This is a genomic window from Johannesbaptistia floridana, from assembly GCF_057440575.1.
Map to the genome: position 1 here is coordinate 1 of NZ_JALKVM010000233.1, position 12220 is coordinate 12220.

Sequence of the window (12220 nt, forward strand, 5' to 3'; positions counted from 1 at the left end):
ATTACTCATTACTTAACCACCACAAGTAACTTTGGGTAAAGATGCAAGATCTGAGTATTACATGAATTCCCCGTATTTTAAATTCGAGGTTGACAAATAACTGCAATGGGCGGTTAATTTATTTTGCCCATTATTTAATGCTAACTTTTGCCCCTGTCTCTTCAAGTTTTTTCTTCATTTCTTCAGCTTCTTCTTTAGCTATACCTTCTTTGAGAGCTTTGGGTACTGATTCTACTAATTCTTTGGCTTCTTTTAGTCCTAAACCAGTGATACCACGAACTTCTTTAAGAACTGCAATTTTCTTATCGGCTGGGAATTCTTCGAGAACTACATCAAATTCAGTTTTTTCTTCTTCCGCTTCCGCTTCCGCTGCCGCTCCTGGTACCCCTCCTGGTGCCATCATCATCATACCACCACCCACGGGGGCTGCGGCACTTACTCCAAATGCTTCTTCAATTTCTTTAACTAATTCAGATGCTTCTAAGAGGGTTAATGATTTTAGCTTTTCTAAAATTTCTTGAGTTGCTTCAGACATTTATTTTTTCTCCTGGTTAATTGAGTGATATTTAGTTGCGTGAGACAATTTTTAAGCTGCATTGTCTTCTTGTTCTTTGGCAGCGATCGCCTGTATAGCGCGTCCCAAAGATGATGGTACTTCGTTGATTCCACGTCCCAAGGATGCAGGCACTTCATTAATTCCTACAGCTAGTTTTGTGGCTATAGAATTAATAGCTCCGGCTATTTGGGCGATTAGCTCTTCCTTGGTAGGTAATTCTGTGATTGCTTTTACCTGTTCTTCGTTTAGAGCTTGCCCCTGCATGACACCACCGCGAAACTCGGTTTTTTTGGTGTCTTTTTGGAACTTTTGGTAGGCTTTGATTGCTGAGCCTAAGTCATCTTTGAGTAGTAGGAAAGCCGATGAGCCTTTGAGAAATTGATCCATTGCTGCCCAATTTTCGTCATCGGCGATCGCTAGACGCATCAAAGTGTTTTTAGTTACTTTGCAATCTGTTCCTGTAGGACGTAGGGAATTACGTAATTCACCAATTTCTGCTACCGATAGTCCTTTATAGTCAATTACTATAGCCATTTGGGCTTCACTTAAGCTTTGCTTAAGTTCCTTGACTATTTCTGCTTTTGATTCACGTGTTCTGCCCATTTTTTCCTTTCCTCCCTTGCTTTTGTCTTGGCATAAAAATAACAACCTTGGTGCTGGTGCGCCGAGGTTGCTACAAAAATTAGTAAAATAAATTTTACACAACTAACTTACTAGTTGCTTTTAACTTTTTCGCTTACACCTCGGCAGGAAATTAAGCCTTTTTTTTAGCACCTGCTGTCTTTGGTTTACGCTGAATATTTTATTTAGCTTAGAAGGAATAAATATTTACTTCAAAGATTCCATCTTATCACTAAATATTTATTTTGTCAAGAGATTATTCTTCTAGTTTAAAATCTCGCAGACCGTTTAAATCCACCTCTATTGATGGTCCCATGGAAGCAGAAACAAAGATTGAACGCCAGTAACGTCCTTTTGCCCCTGATGGTCGATTTCGGTCTATTGTTTCTTGTAGGGCTTTTAAATTTTGTACCAAATCTTCTGGGGGAAAAGAACTTTTTCCGAACATCACGTGTACAATTCCGGTTCTATCGGCCCTAAATTCTTGTTTCCCGGCTTTGAATTCGGCGATCGCCGATTCTAAATCATTAGTTACGGTTCCACCTTTTGGGGATGGCATCAAGCCTTTTGGACCTAGAATTCTTCCTAGTTTAGCTACCTTAGGCATCATATCTGGAGTAGCTACTACTAAATCGAAGTCCATTCTACCTTGGAAAATTTCCTCTACAAGCTCTTCTGAACCTACTATATCAGCTCCTGCATCGCTTGCTTGTTTTACCTTTTCCCCTCGGGTAATTACTGCTATTGTTACACTCTGTCCGGTGCCTTTGGGAAAACTAACTGTTGTTCTCAGTTGTTGGTCTGTATATTTCGGGTCTATCCCTAGGCGTATATGTGCTTCTGCTGTTTCGTCAAATTTTGCAGTTGCTGTTTCTTTCAATAGTTGCATCGCCTCTAGAGGCTGATATGCTTTTTCTTCTACCTTTTCTAAGGCTTCTCTTAGTCTTCTGGATATTTTTTTTGCCATTTTTACTCCTTTTGGGTCAATAGCGAAGTTTTAACCTCTCCCCATACTTATTTTCTAAGCTTCTTTGATAGTTACTCCCATATTCCGGGCAGTACCTTCGATTATTTTCATTGCTCCTTCGATATCATTCGCATTCAGATCTGGCATTTTTGTTGTTGCTATTTCTCTGATTTGTTCGCGAGTTATCGAACCTATCTTATCTTTATTTGGCTGACTTGACCCCTTTTCTTTTCCTATTGCTTTTTTGATCAATACGGAGGCGGGAGGTGTTTTCAGTATAAAGGTAAAACTGCGATCTTCAAATACCGATATCTCTACTGGTATTACCATTCCTGGTTGATCTGCTGTTTTGGCGTTATATTCTTTGCAAAAAGCCATAATATTTACGCCATGCTGACCTAATGCCGGACCTACTGGAGGTGCCGGGTTAGCTTTTCCCGCCGGAAGTGCTAACTTTATCAACGCTACTACTTTTTTTGCCATTTTTTACGACTCTTTCTCTACTTGATTGAATTCTAATTCTACTGGTGTTTCTCTTCCGAAAATTGACAGTAGAGCTTTCAATTTTTGTCTCTCTGGACTCACATCAATTACTTCCCCATGAAAGTCTTTGAATGGTCCTGAGAGAACCATTATTTTATCACCTATTCCCAGATTTATTTTGACAACTGGGTCTCTTCCTTCTGCTTGTCTAAAGATTCGCTCTACTTCTGTATTAGATAGAGGAATTGGTTTGACGTGCCCTCTGCTTCTTCCTGTTTTGGTTTTTTGTTCTGAACCTACGAAGTTTATCACATGAGGGGTATTTTTTACCACCTGCCACACATCATCTTCCATAAACATTTCTACTAGGACGTATCCCGGAAATACTTTTTCTTCTTGATGTTGGCGAGAGCCATCTTTACGTATTTTTATCGTTGGTGTGTGGGGAATCTGTACCTGAATGACTCTATCAGCTACATTAAATGAGCGAATTCTTTGTTCTATGTTGCTTTTTACTCTTTTTTCACACCCTGATGCTACTTGTATAGCATACCAGCGGGCTTTTGTTTGTAACTGATTGTTTTCTGTTTCTTGTGATTGATCCCCAGCAAAACTCATATTTAAAACACCTTCCCTGATACCCACGTAAATAAATTGTCTACTAAGTAAATAACTGTTGACACTAGTATAACCATTAAAATTACTGCTACTGATTCACTTATCAGTTGCTGTCTAGATGGCCATACCACTTTAGTTAATTCTTGCTTAGTTGCCTTGAGAAAGCTTACTGCATTGCTTTCTTCTTTGGTTTTAGTTTCTTTGGCTTGAATTGTCTTCGATGTACTTGCTGTTTCTTTTTTAGCCACAATTACTCCTTGCCATTAGTTTTACTTCTGTGGAGTTCTTTTAATTAACTCGCACTTGTTAACTTATTTATTATAGAGCAATTATGACGCGCCCTGGAGGACTTGAACCCCCGACATCAGGTTTTGGAGACCTGCGTTCTACCAACTGAACTAAGAGCGCATTCAACTGCGAAGCTTATCAAGCAACTTTTACTAGTTTAACACATTCTTGGTTAAAGTTGGCAGTTATTTTTTCTTCTTTTTTGAGGTATTTTGAATAGGACGGTCAAAACGTTGTTTAATTCTTGTTGCTTTCCCGATGCGATCGCGTAAATAATATAGTTTTGCCCTTCTTACTTTTCCTCTTCTTATTACTATTATTTCATCGATTCTGGGTGAGTTAACCAGAAATACTCTTTCTACCCCTACTCCTTGAAAGATTCTCCGCACTGTTATAGTCGCGTTTATGCCTCCGTGACGCTTTGCTATTACTACTCCTTCGTAGGGTTGTAATCTTTCTTTTCCGCCTTCTTGAATTTTTACCTTGACTTTAACTGTATCCCCTACATATATTTCGGGCAAGTCTTTCTTGAGATGTTCTGATTCTATATTTTGAATAATTTCTTGAGCATTCATGGTCTTTATTAAATTTGGACAGCTTATTATTATAGTTTATTTTCTGCCTCAGTGTAAAATAATTCCTCAAAAAAAATTATTGTCAATAAATTGTAAAGTTTTGTTATAATTATAGGCAATAGCAATTTATACCTAGTATAAATGTTGTAAACATTAGTAAAAAAGGATTAATATTATGCCATATACAACAGAAGAAGGTGGAAGACTAAATAACTTTGCTTCAGAGCCAAAAGTTTACAAGAGTGAACCACCAACCAATACGGAAAAACGTAACTATATTATTTTAGGATCTTTGGCGGCAGCTTTAGTAGTTGGGGTAATCTTTATCGCTTATTCTGTGTCAACTGTAGGTTAAATACAAACCAATAGGAAGTAAAACAGAATAAGTATCAAGAAGTATCCCACCCAAGCCTTACTACCTGGCTTTTAAAAAGGTGGGGCTTTTTTTATGGTTATTCTAATTGCTGTTGTAATTCTATGAGAATTTCCTGAGTGTTTTGGTAATTTTCCTGTTTGTTTTGCTGTAAAAACAAATCAGCAGCTTGTTGTAAGTCTAAATTAGCTTGGTCATAATCTTCTTGGTAGATATAGCTAATACCGCGATTATAGTAAGCTTCAGCAAATTCAGGAAAGAACTGTAAAGACTTAGTATAGTCTTCGATGGCTTTTTGATGTTCTTCTAGACGATTATAAGCGATCGCGCGATTATAAAAAATTTGGGGATTAGTAGGATCTAAATCAATAGCGCGAGAGTAGTCTTGTAAAGCGGCTTGAGATTGACCTAAATCATCGTAAGCATTACCACGATTAAGATAGTATTGAGAATTATTCGGGTTTAATTCAAGGGCGCGATCGCATTCTTGCACAGCTTGTTGATAATTACCTAGACGATTAAAAGCGTAACAGCGATTAGCGTAAGCTTCGGCAAATTCTGGATTAAGTTGAATTGCCGCTTGATAATCAGCAAGGGCTTGTTGATAATTTTCTAGTTGGTGTTGAGCATAACCACGATTATAATAGCTGTCAGAGTCTTGATCGTTGAGTTGAATAGCTTCAGTAAAATTGGCGATGGCTTCAGTAAAATTTTCCTTGGCTAAATCATCTACACCCTGGTTATAAAAGTTGATAGCGCTAGTTTCTACTGTTTCTTCTGTTTCTGCCCTTAGAAATCCAGGCATAAAGCTAGTATTAATCAAAAGAATGCTACTAAATAGTAATAATATTTTTTTCTGCATATTTTCTCTTCACTGTTTGGTATATTGATTCATCAATTTAATTTGGTGCGTTACGCACGCGAAGGGCGCCCTAACACACCCTACCTCTGTTTGGTATATTGATTCATTCATCAATTTAATTCGGTGCGTTACGCCCTTCGGGCGCTAACACACCCTACTTCACCGATTCAATAAAAGTTTTCATGCCGTCAGACTATTGACTTAGAGCTCGCAAAAATTGCTGTAAACTAGCTAATAAACCTGGTTTGCGCTGATTTTTTGGTTTTTCCTCTTCTACATCAGAGCTAGTGGGGCCTTGGTAGAGAATTCTATCTAAAGCTTCACCCATAGGTTTTTCAGCTTGAGAGCAAATCAATTCATAATCGTTATCTACTTGGCGCCACACCTGCCAGGGAGAGGGAAAAGCTTTGAGCACCACAGCTCCATCTAAAGGTCTAAAATAGTAACAAGATTCTAAAGTACTCAAAAAGCGTTCTCTTAGTTGACGCGCAGCTAAACCAATACCCACAATAGACACATCTTCTAGTTGAGGAATTAGTATAACTACAGGGCGATCTCCTGCGAGGTTGCAGAGTTTTTCTACTTGACTCACTTCCACGGCAGAGGGGGAAACTACTAAAAAAATCTGGTCTGTATCGCTAATTTTAGTATCTATAGGTGTACGAGAGGTACCCAAATCGGTAACCTTAAAAGAAGTTTCTCCCCAGTCACGACGGGCTAAAGCTGCGGCGCCTGTATCAGGAAAAAATACTTTTAAACCAGATTCATATTCACTGAATATAGTAGTAAATTCTAGTGCTAAACCTTGAGCTTGTAGAGCAATTTCGGGAATAACTAATTCTACCTGAAGACGTTGATAGCCTGCTTCTAAAGCGGCTATAGTTGTTGATTTAGCTTGATTTACTGCGGCTTCTAGACTTTCGGGAATAGACATAAGTTTTTAGACTGTGAGTAGTTGAAGTTGAAGACGTTCTAGAATTTGTTTTAGTACCATTGCTGTCCAATCAATATCAGCAGCTACTGTATCTTTACCTAGGGTTAAACGGATACCTCTAATTGCTTGACTGTCAGAGTAGCCCATGGCTAATAGTACTGGACTAGGGTTTAGTTTACCACTTTGACAAGCAGAACCGGAACTAATGCCAATTCCTGCCAGATTTAATTGTCTTACTAGGGTTTTTCCTGTAATTCTTTCGGGGAAAAACTTTTCATTGAGTATAAAACTCAGATGATGGGGTAAACGGTGGAAAGGATCCCCTGTGGGTATAAGATAGGGAGAATCAGCTAATTGTGTCCAGAGGCGATGGCGCAGTTGTTGCAATCTCAAAGATTCTTTACCTAGATTAGCTTTAGCTATTGATGCTGCCACACCGAAGCCTACTATACTAGCTACAGGTTGTGTGCCTGGACGTAGTCCTGATTCTTGTCCTCCTCCCCATAGACAGGGTTCTATGTTTAGTTGGGGATTGATATATAGGGCGCCTACTCCTGATGGTCCATAAATTTTGTGACTAGATAGGGAGAGTAAATCTATGGCTGAGGTCTCTACATCTAGGGGTACACGTCCCGCCGCCTGTACTGCATCTGTATGAAATGGTATGATGTGTTCTCGGGCAATTGCCGCTAGTTCTGGTATTGGTTGTAGGGTACCAACTTCGCTTTGTCCGTAGATAATAGAGATTAAGGCTGTATTGTCTTTTATAGCTGTTTTGAGGTCTTGAGGGTTAATTCTGCCTTGTTTATTGACTGGTAATTGGGTAATTTCCCATCCCGACTTAGCTAAAATTTTTGCAGGTTCGGCGATCGCTGAATGTTCTACACTAGAGATAATTAGATGTTGTGGGTTTTTATATTTTCTAGCTATACCCATCAAGGCTAGGTTGTTAGCTTCTGTTCCCCCAGAGGTAAAGACTATAGACTCTGGTACTGTATTTATTAGTTCTGCCACTTGAATTCTAGCTATTTCTAAAGCGTTGGCGGCTCTTTCTCCCCAACTATGCAAACTAGAGGGGTTACCCCATTGATTTCTTTGACTTTCTGCCATTGCCTGAATTACTTCAGGATGAGGCATAGTTGTGGCACTATAGTCGAGATAGATTTGCATCTTTGTTTGTTTAATTCTCTTATCTAGTTAATTTTAGCGAACTTTTGCTTTCTCTTAGATTTTCTTTGAGTATTTTTGTACTAAGATTATTGGTTGTTTATAGCAGGGCTCGTTGTAGTATTAACCATATTTAGATAAACTTTTCCCCCCAAACCCCCCTTATTAAGGGGGGCTTTTCATGATAACTGTAAACATCTATTTGCGAGCTTGCTATAATTTAATGATAGACAGTAGGTTGGGTTAAACAAAGTGCAACCCAACACATAATTAATCGGCCAAAGACAAGCAAGTAAATTGTTGGGTTTCGTGACAAGGGCCCAACCTACAGGCTACCTTCTTACTTCATTACTCGTTACTCGTTACTCATTACTCATGTTTGTTGGGTTTCGTTCCTCAACCCAACCTACAGGCTACGTACAGGCTACCTTCTTACTCATTACTCGTTACTCGTTACTCATTACTCATGTTTGTTGGGTTTCGTTGCCTCAACCCAACCTACAAAGCTGATTAAATGTATATTTTTATACATTATTTTCATGAGATAAAATCTAAAAAAGCGATTATCACAAGTTACGGTTTTTGTCAAGTTTTGTGTTAAGAAAGATGTTGATAAAGCATACCTCCATTGATGAGGGTATTTACTCATTACTCATTACTCATTACTTCAAAACTCAAAAGGGCGATCGCTTAGTGGTAATCAGACAGTAGGTTGGGTTAAACAAAGTGCAACCCAACAGATAATTAATCGGCCAAAGACAAGCAAGTAAATTGTTGGGTGTAGTCACCAAGGGAGATCGCTTCTACACTGTAGGGTGCGTTAACGTGCGTGTAACGCACCATTGACAAGTTTGTAATCCGAGCATGGGCGAAGAGCTCAATTCATCAAAATAATTTGGTGCCCACACCCTACATCCTGGATTCATCAAAATAATTTGGTGCGTTACGGGCTTCGCACGCTTCACACCCTACTAATGCTGCTTCAAAACTTCAAGACTTCAAAACTTCAAAACTTATTACTTATTACTTCAAGACTCAAAAGGGCGATCGCTTAGTGGTAATTAGACAGTAGGTTGGGTTAAACAAAGTGCAACCCAACAGATAATTAATCGGCCAAAGACAAGCAAGTAAATTGTTGGGTGTAGTCACCAAGACAGTAGGTTGGGTTAAACAAAGTGCAACCCAACAGATATAGCAATGACCAAATAGATGTTTACAGTTATCATGAAAAGCCCCCCGAGTTTGCGGGGGGAAGGGGGGATCTGTAAATATAAATATTGTTAACACTACAACGCTCATTGCTATAATTAATCGGCCAAAGACAAGCCAGTAAATTGTTGGGTGTAGTGACAAGGGCCCAACCTACAGGCTACCTTCTTACTTCATTACTCGTTACTCGTTACTCATTACTCATGTTTGTTGGGTTTCGTTCCTCAACCCAACCTACAGGCTACGTACAGGCTACCTTCTTACTCATTACTCGTTACTCGTTACTTCAAAACTCATGTTTGTTGGGTTTCGTTGCCAAGGGCCCAACCTACAAAGCGCTTCGGGCGATCGCCACAGATACTGCTGATGATTTTTCAATCTCATCATCTCTAGATATCTGCTGAATTCCTGAAGATAATTTGGTGCGTTACGCGCTTGCAGCGCTAACACACCCTACGAGATTGACGGCTACGAGATTGACGGCAAAAACTGAAATTACCTTAACCTTCTCACTACTGCTATAATTTGATAATTATGTACGAGTAAAAGACAACAAAGAAGATAAGCCGATGATTACAGGAGAGTTAAAATCAAAAGTAGATAAACTGTGGACCACTTTTTGGAATAACGGTATCAGTAACCCTCTCTCCGTGATTGAACAAATATCTTACCTCCTGTTTATCAAGCGCCTCGATGATTTAGAATTAGCTAAAGAAAGAAAAGCCCAACGTCTCGGTAAACCTATATCTAATCCTACCTTCACTCCAGAAAATCAAGACTGTCGCTGGTCCTATTTTAAAAACTTAGACGACTCAGAAACTATGTTAAAGGTAGTCAGAGACAAAGCCTTCCCTCTAATTAAAAATCTAGGTCATACCAACGATACCTCCTATTCTCGCCATACAAAGGATGCTGTTTTTCTCATTTCTAATCCCGCCTTACTAGCTAATGTGGTGAGTCAAATTGACCAAATACCTATGGAAGATAGGGATACCAAAGGAGACTTATATGAGTATATGCTATCTAAGTTGACTACAGCAGGTACTAATGGGCAATTTCGCACCCCACGGCACATTATTAACATGATTGTGGAAATTATGGCGCCAACAGCCCAAGATATTATTTGTGACCCTGCCTGTGGTACAGGAGGTTTCTTAGTAGCTGTCTCAGAATATTTGCGCCGTCAAAAGGATGATGAGGGTAACTATATACTAAATGCGCCGGGTAACAGAGAACATTTTATGAATGAAATGTTCCACGGTTTTGACTTCGATGCCACCATGTTGAGAATAGGCAGTATGAATCTGATGCTGCATGGTATTGAAGACCCAGATATAGAAGCCAGAGATTCTCTCGCCGAAGAAAGTGGAGATGTGAAAGAAGCCTATACTCTCATTTTAGCGAATCCACCATTTAAGGGTTCTGTGGAAAAATCAACCATAGCAAAAGACCTAACTAAGGTATTTAATACCACTAAAACAGAATTATTATTTTTAGCCTTGTTTCTGCGTCTACTCAAAGTAGGGGGAAGAGGTGCGGTAATTGTGCCAGATGGAGTATTATTTGGGTCATCAAAAGCCCATAAAACCATTCGTCAAGTAATAGTAGAACATCATAAGTTAGAAGGGGTAATTTCTATGCCGTCAGGAGTATTTAAACCCTATGCAGGAGTATCAACGGCGGTATTGATATTTACTAAGTTAGGAGTAGTGCAAAATGGCACTGATGCAGTGTGGTTTTACGATATGGAGGCAGATGGCTACTCTCTAGATGATAAGCGCCAGCCGATTGAGGAGAATGATATACCAGAGATAATTAAGTGTTGGCAGCAAAGGAATGTATATCGGGATAATAATCGCGCTTCTAAGTCATTTTTTGTGCCTAAGTCGGAGATAGAGGCGAATGGTTATGATTTGTCTATTAATCGTTATAAACAGGTAAGTTATGAGGAGGTGGAGTATGAGTCTCCCCGAGTGATTTTGCACCAGTTGATGTCTTTAGAAGATGAAATAAGAGAGGATTTACAGGCGTTGGAGGCGATGTTGGGGTGATGCTTATCAGAATCTCTCAGCTTTCACATAGGAAATGGTCTACAGTTTATCTGCGCGATGTGGTGGAATTTTTAGATCATTTAAGAAAACCAATCACTCAAAAAGATCGGGTAGCTGGGGTGTATCCGTATTACGGCGCTAATGGTCAACAAGACTCAATTTGTGATTACATATTTGATGAACCTTTAGTTCTTCTTGCAGAAGATGGTGGCCATTTTGGTGACCCAGATAAAACTATTGCATATCAAGTAAATCATAAATGCTGGGTGAATAATCATGCTCATGTACTTCGTCCAAAAGATAATATAAATATAAGATATTTGTGCAGGCATTTAGAAAAATACGATGTTACTCAATTTATTACAGGAACAACTCGTCCAAAATTAACTAAAACTGCGGCCAATCGTATTCCTATTTTATTACCCCCCTTAAAAGAACAAAAACGCATTGCAGCAATACTAGATAAAGCAGACGAAATACGACGCAAGCGCCAAGAGGCAATAAGGTTAACGGAGGAGTTGTTGCGATCGCTCTTTTTGGAGATGTTTGGCGATCCTGTTACTAATCCTAAAGGGTGGAAAAAGTTGGAATTTGAAAAAATTTTCTCTAGTATAAGATACGGTACTAGTACACCACCTAGCTTTGAAACTAAAGGGATACCTTTTATTAGAGCAACCAATATAAAACAAGGAAAAATCATAACTAAGGATCTAAAATTTATTAATTTTGAAGAAACAAAAAAAATAGAAAAGTGTAAATTAAAAAAAGGAGATATAGTTATTGTGCGAAGTGGGGTTAATTCTGGAGATAGTGCATTAATTACTGATGAATATGATGGAGCTTATGCAGGGTATGATATGATCATTAGTATAGATTCTTCTCTTGCTGCTTTTTATAATTACTTAATAAACGACCACTCCGGGAAACAAATGATAAAACCTTTGACAAGAAGAAGTGCTCAACCACATATAAATGCAGATCAAGTGAAAAAACTTCAATTTATTTTACCCAAGCAAAATCTAATTAATCGCTTTAATGAAATTTTTCAAAAAATTAACATACAAAAAGATAAATTAATTGTTTCATTGGAAAATTCAAATAATCTCTTCAACTGTCTATTACAAAAAGCCTTTCGTGGGGAACTATAAAACAATAAACTCATATCAAAGCACTCCCAAAAAAGTACAGAAATTGGCCAACAGGCGAGAGGGGGGAGAGCTCAGATCTTGCATCTTTATCGAAAGTTACTTGTGGTGGTTGAGTAATGAGTAATGAGTAATGAGTAATGAGTAAAAGAATTGATCCTAACCACTTAAAAATTGATTTTCGCCTGTGGGCCTATTTAGTACTTTTGTTCTGGTGCAAGATATGAGTCACCGAAATGTTAAAAACCTACCCTTATCAGGAGAGGGGGAGAGGGGGAGAAAGATGGTTTTTAAGTATTTGCATCAATATCTCATAATATATAGCAATGAGCCAATAGATGTTGACAAAAATGATGAAAAGCCCCCCTTAG

13 protein-coding genes, 1 tRNA gene and 1 other annotated feature are annotated in these 12220 nt (G+C 38.7%); of the genes, 3 read left to right on the top strand and 11 right to left on the bottom strand.

Going from position 1 to position 12220, the window contains the following annotated elements; all coding sequences use genetic code 11:
- Positions 1 to 130 precede the first annotated feature (130 nt).
- The 8 genes from rplL to rplS all read right to left on the bottom strand — a co-directional run bounded on the left by rplL (position 131) and on the right by rplS (position 4108).
- Positions 131 to 535 (bottom strand): 50S ribosomal protein L7/L12, encoded by a 405-nt coding sequence (rplL, locus tag MW688_RS14870; RefSeq protein ID WP_486736796.1) that lies wholly within the window; start codon positions 533 to 535, stop codon positions 131 to 133.
- A 51-nt stretch (positions 536 to 586) separates the two neighbouring features.
- Positions 587 to 1159 (bottom strand): 50S ribosomal protein L10, encoded by a 573-nt coding sequence (gene rplJ / locus MW688_RS14875; RefSeq protein WP_486736797.1) that lies wholly within the window; start codon positions 1157 to 1159, stop codon positions 587 to 589.
- A gap of 26 nt (positions 1160 to 1185) precedes the next feature.
- Positions 1186 to 1361: a sequence feature (ribosomal protein L10 leader region), on the bottom strand.
- A 72-nt stretch (positions 1362 to 1433) separates the two neighbouring features.
- The gene (gene rplA, locus MW688_RS14880; protein WP_486736798.1) at positions 1434 to 2144 is read right to left on the bottom strand and encodes a 50S ribosomal protein L1; all 711 of its coding nucleotides are present in this window, start codon (positions 2142 to 2144) and stop codon (positions 1434 to 1436) included.
- Positions 2145 to 2198: 54 nt separating this feature from the next.
- Positions 2199 to 2627, bottom strand: a complete 429-nt coding sequence (rplK, locus tag MW688_RS14885) for a 50S ribosomal protein L11 (RefSeq protein ID WP_486736799.1) — start codon at positions 2625 to 2627, stop codon at positions 2199 to 2201.
- A gap of 3 nt (positions 2628 to 2630) precedes the next feature.
- Entirely contained in the window at positions 2631 to 3245 is a 615-nt protein-coding gene (nusG, locus tag MW688_RS14890) for a transcription termination/antitermination protein NusG (protein WP_486736800.1), read from the bottom strand.
- Between the two features lie 2 nt (positions 3246 to 3247).
- Entirely contained in the window at positions 3248 to 3493 is a 246-nt protein-coding gene (gene secE / locus MW688_RS14895; RefSeq protein WP_486736801.1) for a preprotein translocase subunit SecE, read from the bottom strand.
- 87 nt (positions 3494 to 3580) lie between these two features.
- A tRNA-Trp gene (locus MW688_RS14900) sits at positions 3581 to 3653 on the bottom strand.
- Positions 3654 to 3718: 65 nt separating this feature from the next.
- Positions 3719 to 4108, bottom strand: a complete 390-nt coding sequence (gene rplS / locus MW688_RS14905; RefSeq protein ID WP_486736802.1) for a 50S ribosomal protein L19 — start codon at positions 4106 to 4108, stop codon at positions 3719 to 3721.
- Positions 4109 to 4283: 175 nt separating this feature from the next.
- On the opposite strand from rplS, the gene psb34 reads away from it, so the two are divergent.
- A complete protein-coding gene (gene psb34 / locus MW688_RS14910; RefSeq protein WP_486736803.1) occupies positions 4284 to 4463 on the top strand; it encodes a photosystem II assembly protein Psb34 in 180 nt (59 codons plus the stop codon).
- A gap of 97 nt (positions 4464 to 4560) precedes the next feature.
- On the opposite strand, the gene MW688_RS14915 is transcribed toward psb34, so the two are convergent.
- From MW688_RS14915 to MW688_RS14925, 3 genes are all read right to left on the bottom strand, one after another.
- On the bottom strand, positions 4561 to 5343 hold the full coding sequence (locus MW688_RS14915) for a tetratricopeptide repeat protein (protein ID WP_486736804.1): 783 nt from the start codon (positions 5341 to 5343) through the stop codon (positions 4561 to 4563).
- 193 nt (positions 5344 to 5536) lie between these two features.
- On the bottom strand, positions 5537 to 6277 hold the full coding sequence (locus MW688_RS14920) for a DUF1995 family protein (protein WP_486736805.1): 741 nt from the start codon (positions 6275 to 6277) through the stop codon (positions 5537 to 5539).
- A 6-nt stretch (positions 6278 to 6283) separates the two neighbouring features.
- Positions 6284 to 7447, bottom strand: coding sequence for a cysteine desulfurase family protein (locus MW688_RS14925; protein WP_486736806.1), 1164 nt, complete (start codon positions 7445 to 7447; stop codon positions 6284 to 6286).
- Between the two features lie 1775 nt (positions 7448 to 9222).
- On the opposite strand from MW688_RS14925, the gene MW688_RS14930 reads away from it, so the two are divergent.
- Both MW688_RS14930 and MW688_RS14935 read left to right on the top strand, forming a co-directional pair.
- Positions 9223 to 10704 (top strand): type I restriction-modification system subunit M, encoded by a 1482-nt coding sequence (locus MW688_RS14930; RefSeq protein WP_486736467.1) that lies wholly within the window; start codon positions 9223 to 9225, stop codon positions 10702 to 10704.
- Complete coding sequence (locus MW688_RS14935) at positions 10704 to 11852, top strand: restriction endonuclease subunit S (protein WP_486736807.1); 1149 nt, start codon at positions 10704 to 10706, stop codon at positions 11850 to 11852. Before MW688_RS14930 ends, MW688_RS14935 begins: the two co-directional genes overlap by 1 nt.
- Positions 11853 to 12220 lie beyond the last annotated feature (368 nt).